The following is a 23337-nucleotide window of genomic DNA, read 5'->3' as shown; positions in this document are numbered from 1 at the left end:
ACGCACCCGCTTGCGGGCCGGAGCGCAGCGGAGGACGCCGTTGTTGCGACTTTCTTGCCTCGCGAGGAATGGGCGTAAGCCCAGGGGAAGAAAGTCGCATCAACGGCGTTGCGGCTCAGACGATCTGGCCTGCCGCGTTCTGCATCGCGTGGCTCTCGTCGAAGACGATCACTCCGTCGAATTCGGAGCCCAACCATTCGACGATCTGCCGAACGCGCGAAAGCTTGTCGCCCCGCTCGTCGGTTCGCAGCGTAGCGTAGGTGGTGAATAGGACGCCTTCCGAAAGCCTGATCGGCGTACCTTGGCGAAAACGTGAGAGCGGCGTGACGAGCAACCGCTCCAGGCCGAGCGCGGCCCAGTCGCGCTGCGCGTCCTCGATCAGCTTGTCGGATTTGCTGATCCAGACCGCGCGGCGGCGGCCCTTGAGCCAGTTGTCGAGCAGGATACCGGCGACTTGGCGTCCCTTGCCCGCGCCGGTGCCGTCACCCAAAAACCAGCCCCGGCGAAAGCGGACGGCATTTTCTGCATCGTCGCGCGCGGCCGCGACAACGTCAAAGGTCGCGTCGACCGTCCAGGAGCCCGCGAGAAATTCGGAATGCGCTTCGCCAGCGTAGATGACACTCTCAAGCTGGGCGTCCGACAAGGTGCCATCAGCCACGAGATTGCCCGGCACGTGTGGCCGATAGGAAGGCCTTGGCGGTGCGACGGATGCCATTGCAGCCGACTGCACGAGCTTTGTCGGATGCGCGTGCGCGCCGGCAATACGGATCGACTGCAAGCCATATTCCTCATAGAGCGCATCGGTGAGCCGGGCGCCCTCCGGCGGCGACCACTCGACCGTCTCGTATGAAAGTTCGACGCCTTCTGGCGCGGCGCCGCTCAAAGTAGAGGTCTGGCATGGTGCAGAGGCGCCACAGGATCGTGACATCGCAGGGCGCCTGGCGACGTCGATCATGACCGGAGCGGCAACAGGCAACCTCGGAGGCACGTGCTGGGTCACCCAGTCGAGCAAGGTAGCGACATCGCCCGCGATGCCGAGCGAGGCCGGCAAAACATTCGGGTCGGCCGCGGGCTGCTTGTCGATCACAATCAGCCTTGTGTCGATCTGAGTCCCGTGCTTCGCGTAGACGGCGCCGTCGATCGCGGCGGAAAACACAACACGCCCGCGCTCCTGAAGGCGAACGAAGGCGTCGGTGCACGCTGGATTGTCCGGCGCAAAACCCGCGCCGGTAATGGCGACCAGACGACCGCCGTCGCATAGACGCGCCAAGGCCGACGCAATGTGCCGAAGCGCCGCGTCCGCCATTCGTCGATCGACGTTCGCCAGCGCCGAGAACGGCGGGTTCATCAAGACGACACTAGGTGCGACACTTGCATCGAGGTGGTCGTTGATCTGCGCGGCGTCGAGCCGCGTGACCCCGGCGTTGACGAACAGTTGGTCGAGCACGGCTGCACGAGCCTCAGCCAACTCGTTCAATACCAGCGCGCCGCCGGCGAGCTCGGCGAAGATGGCGAGCAAGCCAGTCCCTGCGGAAGGCTCCAAAACGCGGTCGGCAGGTGTGATGGCCGCTGCGGTACATGCGGCCAGGCCCAGCGGGATCGGCGTCGAGAATTGTTGAAGCGCCTGGCTGTCCTCGGAACGCCGCGTATGGGTGGGCAGGAGGCTGGCGACTCTCGCGAGCATCGGTAGCATCGCGGCCGTTGAGCCAGCCTTGGTCCGGATGGCCGGACCGAACTTGCGAAGGAATAGAACGGTGGCCGCCTCGCAGGTGTCATAGGCGGTCTTCCAATTCCAGGCACCGGCCGCGTCCGAGGCGCCGAAAGCAGCCTCCATGGCGCCACGGAGGACTGCGGCATCGATGCGCTGGCCGCGTTCGAGATTGGTCAAGAGCTGTCGCGCAACCCTGACCGCAGCGGAGGTGATAGTGGCAGCGGCACGCATCGAGAGCGGCGCAGCGGCAGCGCCGCCGCCGAGAGATTCAGTCATGGGGATTTCTTTCGGAGAGCAGGAACGGGTCGAACCGCCCGGCGCTCTCACGACCACGGCGATTCAAACCCTTCCCGGCCGCACTCTCCCTCTCAACCGTCTCGCAATAAAAATGGGGACCGACGCTGTGCATCGGTCCCCGAGCAAGCGCAGGACAGCCGGAGACAGTCCTTCTGCTGTCACTCAGCCGCGTCGAGCTGTTCCGGATCCTCGTCGCTGCCGTTCTCCGGATCCTCCTCGCCGGCGAGGAATTCCGGCAGTGGGCCTGCGTCACCTCCCGGCTCCGCCGAACACGGGCTGGAATCGACGAGACGCAGCGGCTCCGGCAACCAGCCCAAGCCATCCAGGAGACGCTCGGCTTCCTTGGCCATGTCGGTCTTCTTCAGGTGGTCGATCAGTTGCGCCGACGACTCGCCCTTGGCTTCCCGCACCGCCTCCAGAATGCGAGGCTTAGTGACTCGCCCAAGATAGTTGTCGACGGTCGGTCTCCAGCCAGCCTGCACCATGTCGAGTCCGGCAGCGCGCGCCAGTACGTCGGCCTGGTCGAGTCGAGTTCGGACGCCGTGGGCTGAGACGCGACCCTGATTATAGCGGTTGGCCGGCTCGTAGAGAGCGTTGACGGCAAACGACGCACAATGAGCGAACAGGGACGCCTGCGCCGTGCCGTCGAGGGCTGTGAGCGCATCCCAGACGTCGTTCTCGCTCTGCGGCAACCGTGCCTTCCAGCCCTCATGCCGCGCCTCGACGGCTTTCGCCGAGACGCTTTCCCTTAAGCCAGGAGCCTGAGCGGGAAAGGTTGGCGTCCGCAACCCGATCTCAAGGCAGCTCCCGGACGAAGCAAACCGGTAAAAGGCCGTCAGCACGAAGTTGTGCAGCACCGCCTGGAACGCGATCGCAGGATTTTCGGCCAGCGCATCCCGCAAGGCCAGCGTACGGTACGCCGTCAGTTCGATGATGAGCCGATCCGGCAACGGCCTTGCCGGGTCTTCATCATCCTCCTCGGGTTCGGTCGATACGCCTGCGACCGAGATCGCTGTGCGCGTTGTGGAAGCTCCGGTATCCTGCCCTTCAGCCGACGGCGCATCGGTGCCCCGCTCGATATCGAAATCGGCCGCAGGCGCCTCATCCTCGGGCCGTACATAGCCGCGATCGACGGAAAGCCGTCCTTCGGAATCGATGCTGACAAAGACGCCGGCCCGGGCAATCTCGGCCGGATCGTAAGTCTCAGGCCGGTCTTCGAACGCCAGCAGCGCCGCTTCGATCGCGCCGAGACGCTGATCGATCTCTTCGGGCAGCTCGTCCGCATCCTGATATTCGGTTTCGAGCTTCGCCTGCTCGGCGTTGAGAGCGTCGATGGTGGCCTGTTCCTCGGAAGTGAGATCGACAGGTTGGCCTTCCAGCTCGCGCAGGCCTGTCGTGTGGCCGTAGGGGAAGTCAACGGCGACTGAGATCCATTTCCAACCCTCCGCACCAATTGCTTCCGCCTCGGCTTTGAGCTTCTCCGTGACAAGACGGTCGAGCAGAGCGACGTCTTGAAGCCAACCGCCATCATCGTGCTCGAACAGGTCGCGCAAAACGCTGCCACCTGCCTGCTGGTAAACATCGAGCCCAATGAACTGCACGCGGCGATCTGTGGCGCGCACGGTATTTTCGGTCAGCATCCGCCGGATCTGATAGGGCTCGTCGTAACCGGAGCGGCTGACATTCTCCCAGACCTGTTCCTGCCGCGTCTGATCCGCGGTGACCGAAAAGGCCATGAGCTGTTCGAGTGTCATGCCGTCTTCGGCATAGACTTCATGCAGCTTTGGCGATACGGACGCCAGCCGCAGCCGCTGCTTCACGACGGCCGGTGTCACGAAGTGCCGAGCCGCGATCTCCTCTTCGGACAAGCCGGAGCCACGCAAGGTCTGAAAGGCTCGGAACTGATCGAGCGGATGAAGCCCTACCCGCTCGTCATTCTCAGCAAGCGAGTCGTCTTCAGCGATGCCGCCCTCGCGCACGACGCAAGGAACGGCCTGAGTCTTGGCCATGCGCTTCTGCTTCACGAGAAGTTCCAGCGCACGATAGCGCCGGCCTCCGGCCGGCACCTCGAACATGCCGGTCTCATTGCCTTCCGCGTCCACGACCGCCCGCACGTTGAGACTTTGCAGGAGCGTCCGCTGCGCGATGCTTTCGGCGAGCTGCTCGATCGAAACGCCTGCCTTCACACGCCGGACGTTGGATTGGCTGAGCACCAGCTTGTTGAACGGAATGTCCCGCGAGGGCGACAGCGTGATCTTTTGGACAGCCTTCGTCATGTCTGATCTCCACGACGGGCGGCCGGGAGCCTCTCTCTCGGCCTCCAACCCGTCGCGAAAACCGCATCTCCCCTCTCACTCTCGTTTCCGAAGCGACTGGCGAGACCTTCACGCTGCCTCCTGCTCCGCTCTGTCGGTCGTCAACTCGACAAAGGGTTCGGGCAGAAAGCCAAGCAGATAATCCGCGACCTTGCTGGCTTGTGAGGCAGCTCGCACGATCGCGCGATTGTCCTCGCGCAGTACCTCGAGCCAGGAGCCGATATAGTCGGCGTGCCGCACCGTCGGTACGATACCGAGCGACGCGCAACTGAACGCAGCCGATATTTCCGCGATCAACTCTTCAAAAGCATACTTCTTGGTGCCGTAGCCGCCGGACAAGTCGCGGTTGAGACGTGACTGATGGCCGCTGGCATGCGCCAGCTCATGCAAGGCGGTTCGATGCCAATTGATTGGCTCAAAATAGGTTTGTGGCGGAGGCACCTGTACATAGTCTTCTGCCGGCGCATAAAATGCGCGGTTGCCGCCAATGCGAAAATCGATCCCACTCGCCTTGATGAGCTCTTCGACACGCGGCTCGATCAGGCCTGGCGGCGGAGGCGGCGCCGTCGTCGCGGTCTCCGAAGGCAGGTCGTCGCATTGATCCGTATTAAAGACCGTGAACCGCTTGAGAAACGGGATGGCTTGCGCTTCGTCGCCGGTTTCGCTCGCGCGCCGCTTTTCGTCGATCGGGACAAAGCGATCGGCATAGACCACGGTCGTCCCGCGCTCGCCCTTGCGGACGTGACCACCGAGCGACAGCGCCTGACGGAAGGTGAGCCAGCTCTGACATGTGAATGCGTGTTCGGTGGCGGCGGCCCAAAGTATCAGAATGTTGATGCCGCTATATTGGCGGCCGGTCGCCGCGCTCTTCGGCATGGCCAAAGACGCCTTCGCGGTGGTGCCCCAAGGCTGCACCCATGGCACTCGGCCCGCCTCAAGTTCGCCGATGATCTTGTTGGTGATTTCGTCATAAAGGTTTGCCCGATTCTCACCGGTGCGCGCCCTAGGATAATGTCTGGACATCGCGGGTCTCCGCGACGGGCGGGGCGAGCCTCTCTCGCAGCCTGTGACCCGTCACGGCAAAACCCATTCAGCTCTCGTACTCTCAGCCGCTTGCGCGGAAACGACGACGCATGACGCCCCGCCGCAATCTGCGGATCGACCACCTTGCGTCCCATTTTTTCATGGAATGTGGCCTTGACTGCTTAGGGCCGCAGGCCCTGATCAGGCGTGCGCCAATGGCGCATCGCCCCACTGAAATGGCACCCGGAGAGCGTGAGCATAGCGACCCGAAGGGGCACGCGGGTCCGAGTGCAGCGACGAGACCGGTTAAAAGCGGCACCCGGGAACGGGGCAGTGATAGCGATCGCCGAAGGCGAGCCCCTTTCCCGAGTGCCCCCGGCGAGGAGCTCCGCCGTCTCTGCGCGAGGGATCGAAGCCGGATGGCCGAGACGCAAAGCGGCTCGGTTCACGAGAGCCCGGTGCGGCGAAGCCGCACGCGCCCTAACGGCAGCCAGGAAAGCCACGACGATGGAATCTGCGACCTCCTCTCGTGCTCCGGTCTGCGCGTCAAAGGCTCGGACCTGAATCATAGGGAAGAGATTTGTAGCTCTTCGAATGCCGTGGCTCGGTCGCGCAGTGCACGCCAAACCTTGCCCTCTCGTCATTACGAATCCCAGCCCGTGCTGGCTAGGGAACGAATGACGCACATAGCGATTCGTCGTATCAGGAGCTATTTCAATGCTAATGACGCGTGAACGAAGGCCAGCGATACGGACGCTGCGCGGATGGGCAATCCACGTGCTTCAGGAAGCTGGCGCCATCCGCGAGTGCGAAGAACACGGTTGGATGCAAGATCGCGCCGATCCGCATGCACGGGAGCGGGCCTTTGATATCGCCCGAGGCGACCCGCCAGCAGGCGTCTCCCCCGATGCAGCGGCGGCCGAGGTTCGTGACGTGCTGAACTCGATTGGTGATACCTGCCCGGAATGCCTACCGGACTAGAAGGCCGTGCCGAGCCTCAAGCCAGCCCGGCCTTCCCACTTCAACGGCCCAGCTCCTCGTACTGCACTTCATAGTCCTGCCCGCCGGCCACCCGCGCACGGTCTTGTTTTCGGCCACGCGCCGTCTTCGTCTTCTTCGCTACCGCCATGGGTGCCTCCTGTTATGACATCCAAGCAACGCGAATGGGATTCTGAGGTTCCGGAACGATTCGAACTGTGCCAATTTGAATCGGCTGTAGCGTGGAGTTCTTCAGTGGCGTTTCAGCGTAAAAAGCCCGAGCCGATCGGCCTCAAGGCGCCCCTGCCCGGCTTCGTCGAGCCGGCCTTGGCATCCTCGATCGACAAGGTGCCGTCAGGGGCTCGCTGGATTCACGAAATCAAATTCGACGGCTACCGTGTTCAGGTCCACCTCGCCAACGAGGCGGCGACGATCTTTAGCCGGCGCGGCCACAATTGGACGCATCGCTTCAAGAAGATCGCCCATGACGCCTGGCGGATCAAGGCGAACTCGGCCGTGGTAGACGGCGAGATCGTGGTACCGGCCGCCGACGGCACGACCGACTTCTCGGCCCTGCAGAACGAGCTCAAGGGCAAGTCGACGAGCACCGTGCTGGTGGCGTTCAATCCGCTCTATCTAAACGGCCGCGATCTCTGGAAGCTACCGCTCCTTCAGCGCAAGGCCGAGCTCATGAAGATCCTGAACGGCACTGACATCCAGTTCAGCGAAAGCTTCGAGATAGAAGGCCGCGAGATGTTCGCGCACGCCTGCAAGCTCGGCCTCGAAGGCGTGGTCTCAAAGGTACGGGACAGTGCCTATCCGAAGGGCCGCACGAACGACTGGGTCAAGAAGACCTGCGTGCAGCGGGAGACGTTGACCATTGCCGGCTTCGCTCTCGATTGGCACGAAATGGGATGGCCTCGATGTCGGCCGTCGCAAGGGCGACGATCTCGTCTACGCCGGTAAAGTCGACCACGGCTTTGACAAGATCTCGGCCGCCGAACTGCAGAAGCGGCTTAAACCCCTTGTCCGAAGAACCCAGCCCTATTCCAAGCGCATCGGCCAAAAGGGCATCTGAGTTGAACCTAAGCTTCTGGCCGAGATCGAGTATCGCGCGAAGTCGGCCGAGGGAAAGGTCAGGCACCCGTTCTTCCGGGGTCTGCGTGAGGATTTGTGATGGATGCGTTCGATCGCTTCTGGCCATGGGCCACAAGCCGCCGGAAATTCGCTGACGTTTCCGGCCGAGCTACATCGGGCCGTTTTGGAACTCGCTCCAGAGAAACGACGAGACCGCCCCGCGGTGAACCAACCGCAGCACGTACTAGGCCGTGACCGTGGTCTATCAAGCGGATAGCTCGTCCTAACATCCGCTATCCCAACAGAAGACCAAATTCTCCTCGCAACAACCTGAACCTAAGGGGACCGTTAGTGGACGAAATCGTGCCATTTGTCGCTGTCAGCTAAATGATGCAAATCCGTAATTCCCAGATGGTTGGCTTTCTGAATCGCATCAGAGGCGCCGACTAGAGCGGTTCATCGATTGATTGAATCGGGAGGGATTCCGTCGGGCGGCGGTTTGTGATTCAAGATGCTGGCTGGATCGGAGGCCAGTATCGGATGGTCCGACCTCTTTCGAATGATCTTCGTGAACGAGCCGTGAGGCGGTGGAATCCGGGGAGAGTTGCCATGCTGTGGCGGCCCGGTTCGATGTTGCAGTGTCGTCCGTCGTGAAGTGGCGGCAGCGCTATCGCGCGACGGGTTCGGTTGCGCCGGGCAAGATGGGCGGTCACCGTAAGCCGGTTCTGGAGCCGCATCGTGCGTTCATCGTGGAGCGGATCAGGCAGACGCCACATCTAACGCTGCACGGGCTGAAGGACGAACTTGCCGCGCGAGGCTTGAAAGTCTCGCACCACGCGGTATGGACCTTCCTGCGACGCGAAGGTCTCCGCTTCAAAAAAAACACTGTTCGCCCTTGTGCAGGGCCGCGCCGACGTCGCGCGGCGGCGGCAGCGCTGGCGCAGCTTGCAGGATCGCCTCGATCCAAACCGCCTGGTGTTCATCGACGAGACCTGGATCAAGACCAACATGGCCCCGCTGCGCGGCTGGGGATCCAAGGGTGAGCGGTTGCGCGGCTTTGCGCCGCACGGTCACTGGCGAACCCTGACCTTCCTCGGTGCCCTACGCTCTGACCAGCTCACTGCGCCTTGTGTGTTCGATGGACCGATCAACGGCGAAAGCTTCCGCGCCTATGTCGAACAGCAACTCGTCAAAGTGCTCAAACCGGGCGACATCGTCGTCATGGATAATCTCGGTAGCCACAAGTCGCCGACCGTCCGGCAGATGATCCGGAAGGCCGGCGCAAGGCTGTGGTACCTTCCACCGTACTCACCCGACCTCAACCCGATCGAGCAAGTCTTCGCCAAGATCAAGCACTGGATGCGCATCGCACAGAAACGCACGATGGACGACGCCTGCGACCACATCGGCCACCTCGTCAGAAACGTTCTGCCCGGCGAATGCAGCAACTACTTCGCTAATGCAGGATACGCTTCCATCAAAAAATGAAACGCTCTAGCCGCTGGAAAACTGTATCCAACCAATTTGCTACCTAAATTCCGGCGGTTCGTACTGGCGTCGGTGTGAGAGGGGACACGCTTCCGGCCCATTTGTGCGGATGACAATTCGCGATCATTCTGCTACTTTAAGCTGCACTTCATTGCGATACCACATTGCATGGGCAAAAAAAATGACCGAAGCAGCAGCACCAGCGAAGGGCAGCGATGCGGCGAAAATTAACGCGGAAATTCCCGATAGCGCAGGCCACAAGGGCACTATCACCGTCAATGACAATGCCCCCATAGAAAGCATCATCCTCGCGTACAGGGCTGCGCGCAATCTTGCTCATCACATCGCCAAGCGCGTGGTGAGGATAAACGACATAGCGCCGAAAGAAGCGGTCCTGCTTCACAACGCTGCAGAATTCGCGTCTCTAGGCGAACTTCGCGACTTCCTCGCCATAAGGGACGACTTCAAGGCGTTATTCGACGCGCTCATCGAAGCGGCAAAGCTTCTGCCGCAGGAAGAGGCGCCGGATCAACGAAACCTAATCGAAACTCTCGTGCCGGCCTTCGCGGTCTTTAGCGGTCTGCTGAATACCGGACTGCAGTTATTTTCACTTTTTCGGACGGATCAGGATATCAAGAACTTCAAGATCGAAATTGAGGATCAGGTTTTTGCCGTCACGGTCGCGGGACAACTAAGGCTGCTATCCAAGAGACAATTTAAGGTCTTTCATTCGGCGACCGTACCCAGCTTGGCGAAACAGTCGCAAGTATTAGATAGTCTTCGAGGTCTGGACAAAACGCGAAGAGACGTGGCTGAGGCCCTCGGGAAGCTCAGCAGCAAGAATATTACATCGAAGCCGTCGACAGACCCGAATGACCTAAAAGCCCAACTCGAGACCGCGGCAAGCCTGGAAATTATACTTCGGGCGCAACAGCATTCTCAAAACGACAAGCCCCCTTCGGATGAAGCGGAGCAAGACGGCGCCACTGACGGCGGCAAAATTGATCCGGCCACTGCGCGCACTCAATTGATCGCTCGCATGACGAAGGCTCTGGAAGCATTCGACGCCTTCAAAGAAGGACTAACCAAGGTCGACGACAAGTCGGCAAGCAGCAGGCTATCGCGGATACTTTCCGCGGAGAACTTGAGGGCCTGGCTGGACAGAGGCGCCTACATCCTGTGGGTCAAGCCCGTTGCGGCTGGCGGCATGTCGCACTCCAAGGTCTCGACCGGCAGCAGTGAGCTCTCCTACGGGGGCGGTGTCGTCGTTAGCTACGAAATCTTCAACAGTGAAGGAGAGGTCGTCGAAGCCGATACCATTCCGCTCTACGCTGGGAAAATCAGCGTGTCCGAGCTTCCTTCCGTGACGCTTGGGCTCGGGCCCTATGGTCTCAAGGAGGGCGCGTTCGATACTAAAGGCGAAATACCAGGCGAACTTGACTATACGGTGCCGGAGCCGCCACCAGCACCGCGCAGGGGATTTCTCGGCCTGCCAGTACTATGATTTCGCATTTCCGCGTACCGCCGGGCCATTACGAGGGCATGACTTGGCGGACCGCGCTGGAAATCCTATCACTTCAGCGGAGGATGATCATCCGCCACAAACGGGAATGTGGCGTTGCTGCGCAACCGCCAACGGTACGCGATACTCGACAGGATGGCCGTTCTGCCACACGGTCACCCAGCTCTCTCCGGGAGCCTGCGTATAGCAATAGCCTGCAAGGGTTTTGGCATCGCTAGCCAGGGTCTTTCTGAAGTTCAGCGTAGACGCGCAACGCAACATGATATCGGCGATGTCGTCATCGTGGAGAGCAGCAACGTCCAAGTTCTCAAGCAGTTCCTTGAACTTCTTGGGCTTAAGACGAGTGGGCTTAGATGGAGCTTTCTTTGTTTTTGCCAAGGCTTTCTCCCGTTACTGGCCTATCGGATTACCGCGCAAACCAGCTTTCAGCTGTTCGTTCAGATGAAACTGCTCGGCGAGTGGGTTCAATGACTTGTGGCCGGGTCCTAACGGTCCAAAGGTAATAACGAGCTGATGCGTGCGGTCGCGACCCGCACCGAACAGTTTGCTGGATTGATTGACCGAACCCGTTGTGAATTTCCACGCTGGTGTGATGTCCCCGGCAACGCTCTCCTTGATCGACACGGTCTGCGTGAGAACGTTTTTATCTCCCGCTACGGGAACAGTCCCCGGCGCGTCCGCCAGACGAAGCTGGACGATTTGACTACGCGACCACAGCAATTCCACAACTCGTAGGTCGATATCGACGAGAAGCGAGCCTTCTTTTCCGCCTTCCGGATACCGGCATGGTCGCTCAGTCGAGCCGAGCCTGAAGGCGGCTGGTTTGTACAGATCGGCGACTGTGTAAAAAATGTTGAACTTATTTTCGTTCGTTGCCGTGAAACCGCCTCCGATGCCGCCGCCGAGCGTGAAGATCGCGGATGCCGGAGACACTGGCGCCCAGAGTCCCGATGAGGCTAGAGCCGTCTTTGCGGTAACGGTCAGGTCGGCCGCTACTTCGACGCCCCAACCATACAAAAAGTCGGCGTATTTCCTGCGATTCGGTCGAAGCTTGGACTGCTCCACATCTGTTTCGATCACGGTCGTGACAGCGTAGCTCAGCTCGCAAACGATGCTGCGAACAAGAACCGAATTCATATTGGCGACATCGCCGGTTCCGTCGTTTGGCCAGTCCCGCTGACTGGGAATGTAAGTGCCGCAGCCTGTCACCAGGACGCAGAACGACACGACGAGCAAACGCAATGGCTTCATCGCAAATCTCTGACTGCCAATTGATCGAACAAAGAAGTGGCGCAAACGTACAAACAAAAAATCAACTTACAGATGCGCTTCTAATTTAACTCGACGTTATCGCTGGGCCGGCATCGAGTCTGTAACTAGAGCGCAACACCCACACAATTTGTCGTTGTACCGAAGCCATTACCAACTGGGGCACTCCAGGTGTGGATAGCCGTGTGCCAAACTTGCGGAGAGATCGCGTTAGCCGACATGAAGCCGCATTCCGATCGAGGACCAATACGCTCCTACAAGGGGCTCGGTTAAGTAGCGCTGGCGGCTAAGGGTCCGTCGCTAGGAGTGGTAAGTCCGCCGCGTCAATTATATCTGCCGAAAGCGGAAATAAAGTACAAGCCGCCCGGCCATAAGCTACCGGGAGTTCATGGCTGATGGCTCGTGCCGCCGACCGAAGAACCGCTAACTAGCCCGCGCACGGCGCATCGCAGGCTTCCAATCGCGGTTGGGCGACGCCGTGATCGACGGCGAGCTCGTCGCGATCGGAAAGGACGGCGTCTCGCATTTCCAGCTACTTCAAAGCGCGCTGCGTCACGACGCGAAGCTCCTGTATTGTGCCTTCAATCTCATGTTTCAGAACGCAGTTGACTTGCGCAAACAGCCTCTTCTCGAGCGCAAGAAGCGGCTGAAGGCGATCCTGCCGCGCGACAGGCTGATCGCCTTCAGCCCTCACCGCAAAGCGAACGGCACAAATTCCTGCCAAGTGAAGACGAGGCCGCCACGACCTGGGTCAGGCCCTCATTGGTTGCCGAGCGCAAATTCGCGGAATGGACCAGTAAGGGCGAACTGCGCCAGCCCGTCTACCTCGGGCTCAGATCCGACAAGCGGGCGAAAGACGTCGTGCGTGAGCGAGAACGGCCGCGCTAGTAGCGCTCCCTCAGGGCGTAACTCGGCAAAAGGAATTGATGCAACCGCCTCCCCCCTCCGCGCTGGCACTCAGTCGCCTCCAAGGTCGTGGATCTCCGGTCGCATGCCGTCGGGCGTGACTTCGAGCGTCGCCAGCGTAATCGGTAGCCTGAAGCGCCGCGGTCCCGCGCTCCCGGGATTCAGGTAGAGAACGCCACCGACCGTGTGGATCTTCGGCACGTGGGAATGCCTGCCCGGAGACGATGACATCGATGCCAACGCCGGCATCGGCCTTCAGCGTCTTCAAGTCGTGCAGAATGTAGATCGACTTTCCCGCCAAGCGCACAAGCTTCGTGTCGGGGTAGTCGCGGGTCCACGCGCCATTGTCCACGTTTCCACGAATGGCCGAGACAGGCGCGATCCGGCGAAGCGCGTCTACGATCTCGGGGCGCCCGATGTCGCCGGCGTGGATGATGTGATCGACGCCCGTCAGGCCTCGTTCGGCCTCAGGCCTCAACAGACCGTGCGTGTCCGAAATGATTCCAAACCTGAACTTCATTTCCCGGCGCTCTCAATCGCGATCGCCAAAAGACGATCGAGAAACTCAACCTGAGCGGACAGCATCTTCGTCCGCGCGAGCTCGATATCAAACCATTCCGCGCGGTCGACTTCGGGAAAGCTCTGCCGTTGACCGCTTCGGAGCGGCCATTCGATATCGAAGGTATTGCTGGTCAGCGCCGCCGGGTCAAATTGGCCCTCGCCGGCGAATGCGATGACGCGCTTCCCTCCTCGCTGTCGGACTTCCCCCAGCGCCGGGAGAGGACCGATTGAAGCGCTCGGGCCGAGTTCTTCGGCAAACTCGCGCCGCGCGACCTCGTCCGGCGCATCCGCGGCATCGATTTCGCCCTTGGGAATGGAACACGCGCCATTATCCTTCCTGCGCCAGAACGGACCGCCAGGATGAACGAGCAGAACCTCGAGCCCGCGAGCACCCTTGCGGTAGGCGAGAATGCCCGCGCTCAACATCAATCTCCTGGAAGTCTTTTTCAGCGCAGCCATATCGCTCCCTGCCGCGGGCGACGAAGTAACGGCCGTCTGGCGCCACTGGATGCTTAGCGTCTCGCTATGCCGACTTCCGCTGCGGTTTGGCCGCCGGCTTCTTCGCCGCGGTCTCCTTGGCCGGTTTCTTGCCGGCAATCGGCATCAGCATTTCCTTCTGCCCGGGCGACGCCTTGCGCGCCTTCCTGGCTGGCTTCTTTTGCGACTCTGTCGCTGAATCCGCGTCGGCTCCAATGCTCTTGCGCAGTGCGTCCATCAGGTCGACGACATTCTCACCACGAGGACGCGACTTCGCGGTGATGGGTTTGCCGGCGCGCTTCTGATTGATGAGATCGATGAGGGCGGTTTCGTACTGGTCTTCGAACCTCTCCGGCTCGAAGTGACCCGCCTTCTGATTGACGATGTGTTTGGCGAGATCGAGCATGTCTTTGGTGACTTTGACGTCCTGGATGTCGTCGAAATACTCCTCCGCAGAACGGACTTCGTAGGGATAGCGCAGCAAGGTCCCCATCAGCCCCTTGTCCAGCGGCTCCAGCGCGATGATGTGCTCGCGATTGGTCAGCACCACGCGACCGATCGCGACCTTGTTCATTTCGCGGATGGTTTCGCGGATAACGGCGAAGGCATCGTGCCCGACTTTGCCATCTGGAGTCAGGTAGTAAGGGCGGATCAGGTAGCGTGGATCAATCTCGCTGCGGTCGACGAACTCGTCGATCTCGATCGTTCGCGTCGATTCCAGCGCGACGTTCTCGAGCTCCTCCTTCGTCACCTCGATGAATGTGTCGGTGTCGACCTTGTAGCCCTTGACGATGTCCTCGTTGTCGACCTCCTCGCCGGTATCAGCGTCCACTTTGGCGTATTTGATGCGGTGGCCGGTCTTTCGGTTGAGCTGGTTGAACGAGACATTTTTCGGATTCCGACGTGGCCGGATAGAGCGCTACCGGACAGGTGACGAGGGAAAGACGCAGGAAGCCTTTCCAGTTAGCGCGGGGGGCCATTGCGGGGAACTCCATACTGGTGCCGGATTCAAGACGAACGGCCGGGCTTGGTTCCGACGCCGCGCCCCGTCCAACAGGATGATTTTTTCTCAGCGGCCACTTGAGCGGACTCGACTTTTGTTCACTTTATGTTCTAATTCGGAATGACCGACCGACCCGCGAGCTGGCGCATGCCGACCCCGAAGCAGATGGAAAAACTGGCCGGCGAAGCTGCCCGGAGGCCAACTCCCCCCGCTGCGGCTCCAGATGCACCGCTTCCGGCCGAATACTGGGAATCAGTCCTCAAAGATCCTCGCGCCGGCGCGACCGGGGCCCAGATGCGGCAGCGGCGTCTTTCGGAAATTCAACGCCACGTCCTGCGCATCTCCTGCCGCCGCTGCGAGCGAACCGTGGAAATCCAGACCGCCGATGCAGTCGGATTGTATGGCGGCAACGCGGTCTGGAAGGACGTCGCGCAGCGACTGCTCGACAACACCTGCCAGCAGCGCACCGGCAGGCATGAAGAAGACGGGTGCTGGCCGGCGTTCGAGACGCCGTAGCCCGCTCTGGATTGCCGGTCCGATCTCTTTGCGCCTGGATGTCCGGATGGCCCCGAAGTATCACCCTACGCCGCTGTCGGGCGGCGACCGCAAGGCTCTGGAGAAGGAGCTCGGCAAGGCGCGGGCAATGGCCAACATCCTGGCTACCCAATCGGCGGAGACGCGGGCGAAGGGGGAAGCGCTCATCCAGTGGGCAGACAAGCTGCTATGCGAGAGTTGGAACGAACGCATGTGGTCAGACGGCGAACCGATTGATCCGTCCCCAACGATCGACCAAGCGGTGAATGGCGGCTTCCCCTGCCGGACGAGGCACTCCGGATCGTCGCCCGCGGCGTCAAGGAAGACACGGCCGGGCTAGCGACGTGACCATCGAGGACGATGACGACCAGGCAGCTCCCCCGGGCCGCCAGCGTAAGATCATCCACACGGCGGCTGGGTGGGTCAATGAAGTTCTGTTTGTGCCCATCACAGCGTGCGTTTCGACATTTCGGTTACGGATCTGCCGAATCGAACCCATTTTTCTCGGTGGGAAAGGGTGGCAGATGCGTCTCGATAACGCGGCGAGCCGTGTACATGCCGGCTCTCGACAGAACCCCCTTTTTGACTGATCCTACCGTCAGCGTGCTTCCGGGGTGTTTTCAACCTTTTATTGTGTGTCTGCTTTCAAGCGAAATTCTTAGCTGATGATGGATGGGGCGTTCGATGTTGACGAAGAGGTTGAGTACGCTGCTGCCTAACATTCGGGCAGCGCTGCTGTGGATGGCCGGCGTCGGTGCTGCGTTTGTGTCTAATCTCCTGACCTTGCGAGTGCCGCTGATTGTCGCGTCGGCTGGGTATTTCATGTTCTCGAAGCCTGACCAGATTCAGGAGATCTACTTTATTCTCGCAAGTGACCTGCCGCACAATCTCATCAGGATCGGCGCTTTTGTTGTCACGACAGCCGTGCTCTGTGCCTCGATCAACGAATGCGTGCGGCAACTCTGGGCCAGTCAGACTGGCGCCCGCCTGACATGGCTCCGTGCTGCGATCTCAGCCGGGATTGGGATGGCCCCGCTGGCTGGGATTGCCGTGGGTCTCTATCGAACCACCGGTTACTTTGACCTTCCCGACCTTCAGCAGGTGGTAGCAAAACTCGCCGAAAAGCCGCTCTCTCCCGATGGAAAGACGTACTTTGACAACCTCACGGGTGGGTTTCAGGCTCTGCATCGGGACGCATTGTTTGCCATCTCCCTTCTCCAATGGGCGGCAATTGGGTGCCTGATAATGGCCGTCGCTGTGGTGGTGTTTGAAGCCGTCTGCCGACGAAGACTGAGCAACCCGAGCTGGTTTCGCAGGATCGAGGCGAACATTTTTCTCATCACGACCGTACTTGTTGGCGCCTTTTCCCTGCAAGCCGTTTGGATCGTGAAAAGTGCATCAGCTCTCCTGATCGCCGCAACAGCCCTGATTGGCACATTGACGTGGCTCTCCCTGTTTCTTGTGGTTTTGCTGTTCTTTCTGCTTCGCCTGCAAAATGTTTCGGCCAGGGTTGGTCTCTCGATGGCTGGATGCCTCGTTGCTGTGGCTTTGGTCGCAGATTGGGCGGGGCTCAACGACAATCACACGGTCCGCAGAGTCGAGAACAAGACCGATGCAGAAACCGGCGGACTCATACAGGACGAGTTCTATGCCTGGTGGCACAATCGCCCTGCGGAGCGCGTGAAGGCGTTCAAAGACCAAGGGCGCCCGTTTCCAGTCTATGTCGTGGCCGCAAGAGGTGGTGGCATCTATGCTGCCTATCAAACTGCAATCACCTTGGCGCGGCTGTACGACCGGTGTCCCGCGATCCTCGACCATATCTTTCTCATAAGCAGCGTGTCGGGCGGGAGTGTTGGTGCAGTGGCATTCATGGCGGCCGTCCAATACGAGCCGGCGGCGGACAAGACCAAATGCGCGGAGGATGGCCTCGACGGATCAGGAACGATCGAGAAGTTGGTCGACCAGTTCTTCAGGAACGACTTCTTGTCCCCTCTGGCAGCGTCCGCGCTGTTCCCGGATTTTGCCCAGCGATTCTTGCCCTATCCAATTCCGCTTTTCGATCGGGCGCGGGCGTTCGAGCGGGCGCTGGAAGTGGGGTGGCTTGATACGACCTCGGGCAAGTCAGATGGTCTGAGCCAGGGAATTCTTCAGGGCCGGAAGCTGGGAGACGGCCCGATCATGTTCATGAACGTCACGCAGGCCGAGACCGGTGAACAGCACGTGGTTGCACCGACAAACGATGACATTCAATGGCGCAGGTCGGCCGTCAACTCCGCAAACCTTGCTTCGATGGGACAAGATATTGCGCTAAGTACAGCAGCGACCCTCAGCTCACGATTTCCGTTGATACTTCCCCCAGCCTCGGTTGCCTTGGAAACACGGCATCTCCTGCTGTGGCCTGCAATTGCGACGCGCTACGTTGATGGCGGTTACTTTGAGAATTCCGGTGCTGATACGGCGCTGAACGTCATTCAGTGGATTGAGGGTGAAAATCCGGCAGAGAAGGTGGCCAAGCCTGGCGGCAAAGGCATCAAGGCCAAGAAGTTTCCGGAATACGTTTTCAAGATGATCGTACTTGGTCACAGCGCTTACTATAGCCGTCTCTACGAGGGAGCTCAGATCGAAGCCAATGGCTTCTCCGAACTCCTGACGCCAGTTGATGCCTTCATGCAGACGCGGGAGGTGAGAGGAGATCAAGCTGTAGACCGCGTATCAACGCTGCTTGATCAGCCCCCAAATCTCGGTGAGGAGCGGTGGCGGCTCGCCCAGATAAATCTCAATCATCGCTTCTTCAAATTCCCCCTCGGCTGGCAGCTCTCATCCCTCACAAGACGGCTAGTTGCAGCCAACATAGCGAGCGCGGGTATCTGCAATGCTGCTGGAGAGGGAGCTTTCCGGGATTCGGGACTGATCGAAGGGCCGAACGCAGTCCCGTTTGGAATGACGGGATTCATAGAATCCTTTCAAAAGAACTCGTGTGATCAGTGCAAGATCATCCGTGAGGTCAACTCAGGACTGGGCAAAGTAAAGGCAAAAGCTAAGAACGGGAACACGGTCGATAATTGCGATCTTGCCCGGTAACTGCGTAGGCGCATTGTCGATTTCCCGGGCTCATTTGAGCAAGCGCGCATAGGCCCGAATCAAATCAAAAAGCCGGTGAGCGGTCAGGCTCGCCGGTTTTTGGACAGGCAGAAGACTGCCTTCGATGCTCAGGCGGCTCGCGCGTCTGCTTCGGTAACCGGAAGCCATTGAGGTAATCTGCCGAGCGCTGCGCATGCGATGCGGGGGTGAAAATGGCCCGCTCGTCGTTCTTCAGTGCCTTGAGCCGACTACACGGCGCGCCGTTTTGCGCCCCCACACTTGCGTGGGGGCCTGGCCTTGACGGCCTGGGGGCCGCAGGCCCCGGATTTCTTACTAGCATCCGATGCCACGGATGTCCGGCAGGGCGCGGGCTTTACTTACGAAGCAATCACTACCGAGCCATTCGGCACCGGGATGGCGACCGAACGGGGGAGCAGTTATCCATTCCACAAGAAACAACAGATAGACGACCACCTAAACAGAGCATGGCGACAGTTAGAACGCGAAGGATTTGTGGAAGCTTCGCCGGGCATCAATGGTACCCATGGATGGAAGACCTTTACCGAAGCTGGTCTGGCTATTGTCAATGGACAGGACTGGGAAGCAACGCGAGCGGCGATGCTTTTCCCCAAGGAGCTCCTGCATGTCGCGATACGCGATAAGGTGTGGGCAGCTCTTGCAAGAGGCGAGTTAGACGAGGCTGTCTTCGCCGCTTTTAAGGCTGTCGAAGTTGCCGTACGTCAGGCCGGAGGTTACGAAGCGACCGACCTAGGCGCGGACCTCATGCGCAAGGCATTTGATCCGAGCGACAATCCGAAAGACAATCGCGGAAGGTTAACCAACCTGGCTCACTCGCCCGGAGAGCGTGAAGCTCTTGCACACCTATTTGCTGGCGCGATTGGCTCATACAAAAATCCCCATTCGCATCGCACCGTAAACCTCAGCGATCCGGCTGAAGCACGTGAGCAAGTGATGCTCGCCACCCATTTGCTTCGTATTGTTGATGCCAGGCGGCGGCAGTAGGTCCAGAAGCATTTCGCGAAGTCGGGTGAGAACGCACAACACGCGCATCGACGTAAGCAATAGCGTGACCCAGCCACCCTGACACGGCAAAGCCGTATCAGGGTAGGTCCTCCGACCTCGCGACCCATAGAAATGTTAGTAGTATGGTGGATCGCCTGGGAGTTGCCTCGCAACGGCCCAACCGGCCATCATCATAACGCAAAAAGGGGGGCCAGGAATAGTGACAACGCTTGCCGCTTGGAGTGGAGTCGATCCACGTGGTCCTTCATCACTTTATTTGGTCAGCGACAGCCGGATCAGCTGGGGATCGTATCTCAATCGTTGGGATGCTGGACGAAAACTTTTTGCCTGCAAGAGTACCCCCGACGTTTTTGGATATGTCGGAGATGTTCTTTTTCCTAGCCTCATGCTGGGACAGATCATAGCCGCGGCCGACGATGGGGCGCTTTTTCCTACGGGGGCGAGCGCGGAAGCGAGGCACGCGATCGTTGCTGAGACAGTCAAGGTGTCGCTAGGCAGCCGTTTCAACGCTCCCGATCGCAGCTTTGCGATTCTACACGGAGCGCGAGATGGTAGCGGAATGAATGCACGCTTCCGTCTTTGGACGCTGACCTATGTAGCGTCGACCTGGACCAGAGCTGCGGTTTGGACAGATGAGGAGTTATCTATCGATAAAACACAATCTGCACTTCATACTGCGCTCGGATCTGGTGGGCGCGCAGTCAAGAAGCAGAATGAAGACCTACAATATGATCCTCAAGGGAGAACAAGCAGGGCAATATTCTGGGCCTTTTGTGACGCCCTCAAGAACAAAGCTGACCCTTTGAGTGGAGGTGCGCCGCAGCTAATTGGGCTGTATCGCACCGAGATGGGAAAATCGTATGGGATCACCTACGAGGGACACCGCTACTACCAGGGCCTGCTGGTACCGGACTCAGCTCATCTAAACGGCATCGAGTGGCGCGATGTAAATTTTCAGCGAGTGGACGGCGCGACAATGCAAGTTCTGCATGGCGCCCAACGACATGGGAGACGCTGACGGCCGGCAAATCGTCGCTCAGCAATTGAGAACTCAACAGAGATCTGGTCGCGCCGTCCATGCTGCGTGGAGCCGCCGAGAGCGCTTAGTAGTCCTTGAAATTAAACGGAAAGTTCTGGGAGTTCGCGCGTAGCAAAATCCGCAGGAATTTCTCGTAGAAATTCGCACGAAATCAGATGTTTCGGGATGTTTTGGTGGCTGGCGACGCAGTGCAGTTCGCACCGGTCTCCGTTCTAAATTCCCTGGAAACAGGGAATTTTGCAGGGAAATAACGGCCTTGGGGGTCTGTCTAACGGGCGCGGCTCCGAAAAGGCCGCAAAAATAGCGTATCCACTCCCAATTCCCTAAGCTGATAACAGGGAAAATGTCCAAATGAACAGCGTAAAAAATCGCGTTTACAGCGAACCGCACACGTCAACACCAACGAACAAATCAGCGCGTTACCTGGACCTGGATGTAGCTCTGCGCCAGCTTTTATGGGTAGCTGAATCGCTCAGGTTGCATCTGAGAGCCGCCTTACGGCGTCTTCTTTGCGCGATGCCAAATTGGCACGACCGGATCCAGCCCTTCAGCCAACGCACCTCGTTAAAGTCCGCTTACGGACGGGCGGTAGGAACCCGTAGGTGCCACGTGTAGCGCGAAAGCGTTCCTCGCCGACCTCTCCAGTCGCATTCGCCGGTCGTTTAGTCGAGGGAATCATTTCCCTTCGGCTCCTGCAAGAATTTAGGCAACCGGTCGCGCGGGGCGGGGCGTTCGGATGGGTCACGGCCGAGCTTGGATTGCAGCTCGACGAGGTCGGTGAAAACATCGGCCTGGCGGCGCAGCTCGTCGGCGATCATCGGCGGCTGGCTGGCGATGGTAGAGACCACCGTGACCCGCACACCGCGGCGCTGCACGGCCTCCACCAGGGAGCGGAAGTCTCCGTCACCGGAGAACAGCACCATCTGGTCGATGTGCCCGGCGAGCTCCATGGCGTCCACGGCGAGCTCGATGTCCATGTTGCCCTTGACCTTGCGGCGGCCGGACGCATCGATGAATTCCTTAGTCGCCTTGGTGACGACGGTGTAGCCGTTGTAATCGAGCCAGTCGATCAGCGGCCGGATCGAGGAGTATTCCTGGTCCTCGATGATGGCCGTGTAGTAGAACGCCCGGAGCAGCGTACCGCGGTTCTGAAACTCCTTCAGCAGTCGCTTATAATCGATGTCGAAGCCCAGAGTTTTTGCCGTCGCGTAAAGATTGGCTCCATCGATGAAGAGCGCGATCTTGTCGGTAGGTGAGTGGGACATCTGTCCAGGCTTTCGGTGGAGCAACTCGGGCTTAAAGCATCCCGGAAATTTGCGACGCGTAGGTTTGGTCGCATTCTATATGGAGGGCTACCGGAGATCGTCGAGTAGCCGCAAACATTAAGCTTTCAAATAATATCAGGCCTGTGCGGGCGTGGAACTCTACCATTGCCCGAAAGTTCTCCCTGTCAAAATTGTAATGTATCCTCGATTTCCAAGTGCGTATTGAAGGTTTGCCTGATGAACGCCGGCGATTTTGCTCTCTTTGATCTGTCCATACAGAGACGGGGTCGTGGCTGGCGATGGGTGGTCATTGACCGGTCAGGCAACCCTTTGTTGACTGGGAGCGAGTGCAGCAGGACTGCAGCTCGTTACAAGGCCACCAGGGCAATCTTCCAAATGTTATTGACGGCTCCGTATCGAACTCAAATCTCTCCAGCAGCCTGCTCGCTCGCCTCGAAGATTGAGGCGCCACGCACCTCCCTAGACTCAGGGAGAAGGCGCGGGTTGAGATCGAGGGGCTAAAAGGCGACGCGCCGGTCTAACGAGCTGCGTGCCGGCAGAAGATTGCCTACAAGGTCGAAGTTGATCAGAGGCGCGGTAAGAGCAGCGGAAACGGCGCATCTGATCACTGCATTTTGCGCCCGAGGTCTCTCAGGAGGGAGTGGAGAAAATCACTCGCATGGTCGTACCGCGCGCCGCCGCTCGCGATTTCACGGGCCCGCGGCTCCACTACACTACCGACGGCTTCTGGACCGAGTAGATCAGCTTTCTCAGACCATTGCTGCAGCAGGCGATCGGGAATGTATTCCGCAGATCCGAACAACGTCAAAAGGCATTCCTCGGCTTCGGCTTTGTGATCGTGATGAGCTTTCGCCCAGTAGAAAGCGAATAGTCCACGAAAAGCATCACGGGAAACGGCTGGTTTTGCCATTGCAATGTCCCCGCAGGAATTGAACGCGAAATGAAGAGGCCACCTAAAGGCGGCCTCAAGAGTTTATCAGTCGATCTAAATAACACGTACTAAAACGCCTGCCGCAGCGTTGCCGTTGCTTCAGAACCCGGGTGTAAATAGATGAGAGATGAACGCGCCGGCCCGGTTACAGGAGCATGCCAAGTTGCTTCGCTTCTGCCAACAAGAATCTGACGACTGCCGGGAAATTTTGGCAATCTCAAGCCTATGTTAGCTTAAGTGACGAACGCACCGAGCCGTTTGGCCAGCCAAGTATCATGATGATCTATCAAGTTACGTGCTCGACGAACTCGGCAATGCATTGAGTTTGGACCTGGACAGGCTGCGCGGCCGAGGTCGAAACAAAGGAAACGGGCCGCTGCGATAGTGGACGAACACCCCGTGGAATTATGGTGCGATGGTCGGCGCCTCGCCTGTTTGCAGACGCAGCTGGACTAGTGCTTGTACTCAAAATCCCGATCAGCCCGCAGCACGGAGGCAGAGCCTCGTCGTCCAGTTCGTTTTTGAGACCGGACACGGCCAGAGGAAGATGTCCCTTAAAGCGCCACTAGGTTGGTGGCCCCCCGCGCGGCATCGCCAATTCCGGTTTGTGGCCCATAGCTGACCTGCCGCGAGCAACGGGTCCGGGACCGCTTGTGACCCTCAACGGACGTCGGCCCGGCATCCGCTCGGTTCAGGAAAGGTTTTAGGTTGCTAAATTGTTCTTATCCTCAACCTGGTACTGGCCTGTTTCCATCCGCAGTGGCCTAGTTTGATTTTCGCGGCGGCGTGATCTGC

Annotated in this window: 13 protein-coding genes and 8 pseudogenes; 10 read left to right on the top strand and 11 right to left on the bottom strand. The window is 59.4% G+C overall.

Annotation, left to right across the window (positions count from 1 at the left end):
• Positions 1-127 precede the first annotated feature (127 nt).
• The 3 genes and pseudogenes from IVB41_RS34685 to IVB41_RS34675 all read right to left on the bottom strand — a co-directional run.
• Positions 128-1987, bottom strand: a pseudogene (locus IVB41_RS34685) (strawberry notch-like NTP hydrolase domain-containing protein); the annotation flags it as partial.
• Positions 1988-2166: 179 nt separating this feature from the next.
• Complete coding sequence (locus IVB41_RS34680; protein ID WP_247439203.1) at positions 2167-4284, bottom strand: ParB/RepB/Spo0J family partition protein; 2118 nt, start codon at positions 4282-4284, stop codon at positions 2167-2169.
• Between the two features lie 108 nt (positions 4285-4392).
• Positions 4393-5346: an ArdC family protein gene (locus IVB41_RS34675; protein WP_247439201.1), complete on the bottom strand. Its 954-nt coding sequence runs from the start codon at positions 5344-5346 to the stop codon at positions 4393-4395.
• A 717-nt stretch (positions 5347-6063) separates the two neighbouring features.
• On the opposite strand from IVB41_RS34675, the gene IVB41_RS34670 reads away from it, so the two are divergent.
• Positions 6064-6327 carry a hypothetical protein gene (locus IVB41_RS34670; RefSeq protein WP_247439199.1) on the top strand — a complete coding sequence of 88 codons (264 nt, stop codon included), beginning with the start codon at positions 6064-6066 and terminating at the stop codon, positions 6325-6327.
• 55 nt (positions 6328-6382) lie between these two features.
• Here IVB41_RS34670 and IVB41_RS35995 read toward each other — a convergent pair.
• Positions 6383-6475, bottom strand: a pseudogene (locus IVB41_RS35995) (DUF3606 domain-containing protein); the annotation flags it as partial.
• Between the two features lie 104 nt (positions 6476-6579).
• On the opposite strand from IVB41_RS35995, the pseudogene ligD reads away from it, so the two are divergent.
• The 3 genes and pseudogenes from ligD (at position 6580) to IVB41_RS34655 (ending at position 10393) form a co-directional block, all read left to right on the top strand.
• Positions 6580-7501, top strand: a pseudogene (gene ligD, locus IVB41_RS34665) (non-homologous end-joining DNA ligase).
• Positions 7502-7941: 440 nt separating this feature from the next.
• Positions 7942-8889 (top strand): annotated as a pseudogene (locus IVB41_RS34660) (IS630 family transposase).
• Positions 8890-9070: 181 nt separating this feature from the next.
• Entirely contained in the window at positions 9071-10393 is a 1323-nt protein-coding gene (locus tag IVB41_RS34655) for a hypothetical protein (RefSeq protein WP_247439197.1), read from the top strand.
• A gap of 87 nt (positions 10394-10480) precedes the next feature.
• Here IVB41_RS34655 and IVB41_RS34650 read toward each other — a convergent pair whose 3' ends face one another.
• Both IVB41_RS34650 and IVB41_RS34645 read right to left on the bottom strand, forming a co-directional pair.
• The gene (locus IVB41_RS34650) at positions 10481-10789 is read right to left on the bottom strand and encodes a hypothetical protein (protein ID WP_247439194.1); all 309 of its coding nucleotides are present in this window, start codon (positions 10787-10789) and stop codon (positions 10481-10483) included.
• 12 nt (positions 10790-10801) lie between these two features.
• Positions 10802-11662, bottom strand: coding sequence for a hypothetical protein (locus tag IVB41_RS34645; protein WP_247439193.1), 861 nt, complete (start codon positions 11660-11662; stop codon positions 10802-10804).
• A 487-nt stretch (positions 11663-12149) separates the two neighbouring features.
• Between IVB41_RS34645 and IVB41_RS34640 the strand changes: the two are divergent.
• A pseudogene (locus tag IVB41_RS34640) lies at positions 12150-12568 on the top strand (DNA ligase); the annotation flags it as partial.
• 69 nt (positions 12569-12637) lie between these two features.
• On the opposite strand, the pseudogene IVB41_RS34635 reads toward IVB41_RS34640, so the two are convergent.
• The 3 genes and pseudogenes from IVB41_RS34635 to IVB41_RS34625 form a co-directional block, all read right to left on the bottom strand.
• Positions 12638-13106, bottom strand: a pseudogene (locus IVB41_RS34635) (metallophosphoesterase family protein).
• Positions 13103-13606 carry an NUDIX domain-containing protein gene (locus tag IVB41_RS34630; protein ID WP_247439191.1) on the bottom strand — a complete coding sequence of 168 codons (504 nt, stop codon included), beginning with the start codon at positions 13604-13606 and terminating at the stop codon, positions 13103-13105. Before IVB41_RS34630 ends, IVB41_RS34635 begins: the two are co-directional and overlap by 4 nt.
• A 64-nt stretch (positions 13607-13670) precedes the next feature.
• Positions 13671-14604, bottom strand: a pseudogene (locus IVB41_RS34625) (Ku protein).
• Positions 14605-14747: 143 nt separating this feature from the next.
• On the opposite strand from IVB41_RS34625, the gene IVB41_RS34620 reads away from it, so the two are divergent.
• The 5 genes and pseudogenes from IVB41_RS34620 (at position 14748) to IVB41_RS34595 (ending at position 20304) form a co-directional block, all read left to right on the top strand.
• Entirely contained in the window at positions 14748-15143 is a 396-nt protein-coding gene (locus IVB41_RS34620; protein ID WP_247439189.1) for a hypothetical protein, read from the top strand.
• A gap of 46 nt (positions 15144-15189) precedes the next feature.
• Positions 15190-15441 (top strand): annotated as a pseudogene (locus tag IVB41_RS34615) (hypothetical protein); the annotation flags it as partial.
• 404 nt (positions 15442-15845) lie between these two features.
• A complete protein-coding gene (locus tag IVB41_RS34610; RefSeq protein WP_247439187.1) occupies positions 15846-18242 on the top strand; it encodes a patatin-like phospholipase family protein in 2397 nt (798 codons plus the stop codon).
• 297 nt (positions 18243-18539) lie between these two features.
• Entirely contained in the window at positions 18540-19265 is a 726-nt protein-coding gene (locus IVB41_RS34600; RefSeq protein WP_247439185.1) for a TIGR02391 family protein, read from the top strand.
• A 220-nt stretch (positions 19266-19485) separates the two neighbouring features.
• Entirely contained in the window at positions 19486-20304 is an 819-nt protein-coding gene (locus tag IVB41_RS34595; RefSeq protein WP_247439183.1) for a hypothetical protein, read from the top strand.
• Between the two features lie 683 nt (positions 20305-20987).
• On the opposite strand, the gene IVB41_RS34590 is transcribed toward IVB41_RS34595, so the two are convergent.
• Together IVB41_RS34590 and IVB41_RS34585 are read right to left on the bottom strand one after the other, a co-directional pair.
• The gene (locus IVB41_RS34590; protein ID WP_247439180.1) at positions 20988-21590 is read right to left on the bottom strand and encodes an NYN domain-containing protein; all 603 of its coding nucleotides are present in this window, start codon (positions 21588-21590) and stop codon (positions 20988-20990) included.
• 625 nt (positions 21591-22215) lie between these two features.
• Complete coding sequence (locus IVB41_RS34585) at positions 22216-22521, bottom strand: hypothetical protein (protein ID WP_247439178.1); 306 nt, start codon at positions 22519-22521, stop codon at positions 22216-22218.
• Between the last annotated feature and the right edge of the window lie 816 nt (positions 22522-23337).

This window comes from Bradyrhizobium sp. 44, assembly GCF_023073095.1.
In the GTDB taxonomy this organism is placed as follows: domain Bacteria; phylum Pseudomonadota; class Alphaproteobacteria; order Rhizobiales; family Xanthobacteraceae; genus Bradyrhizobium.
Note: the sequence above shows the minus strand (reverse complement) of the source record. Positions and strands in the feature narration are given on the sequence as shown.

Coding starts and splice junctions, on each gene's coding strand:
- IVB41_RS34680 (WP_247439203.1), bottom strand. CDS start 4,284: ATGACGAAGGCTGTCCAAAAGATCACGCTGTCGCCCTCGCGGGACATT.
- IVB41_RS34675 (WP_247439201.1), bottom strand. CDS start 5,346: ATGTCCAGACATTATCCTAGGGCGCGCACCGGTGAGAATCGGGCAAAC.
- IVB41_RS34670 (WP_247439199.1), top strand. CDS start 6,064: ATGCTAATGACGCGTGAACGAAGGCCAGCGATACGGACGCTGCGCGGA.
- IVB41_RS34655 (WP_247439197.1), top strand. CDS start 9,071: ATGACCGAAGCAGCAGCACCAGCGAAGGGCAGCGATGCGGCGAAAATT.
- IVB41_RS34645 (WP_247439193.1), bottom strand. CDS start 11,662: ATGAAGCCATTGCGTTTGCTCGTCGTGTCGTTCTGCGTCCTGGTGACA.
- IVB41_RS34630 (WP_247439191.1), bottom strand. CDS start 13,606: ATGGCTGCGCTGAAAAAGACTTCCAGGAGATTGATGTTGAGCGCGGGC.
- IVB41_RS34620 (WP_247439189.1), top strand. CDS start 14,748: ATGACCGACCGACCCGCGAGCTGGCGCATGCCGACCCCGAAGCAGATG.
- IVB41_RS34610 (WP_247439187.1), top strand. CDS start 15,846: ATGTTGACGAAGAGGTTGAGTACGCTGCTGCCTAACATTCGGGCAGCG.
- IVB41_RS34590 (WP_247439180.1), bottom strand. CDS start 21,590: ATGTCCCACTCACCTACCGACAAGATCGCGCTCTTCATCGATGGAGCC.
- IVB41_RS34585 (WP_247439178.1), bottom strand. CDS start 22,521: ATGGCAAAACCAGCCGTTTCCCGTGATGCTTTTCGTGGACTATTCGCT.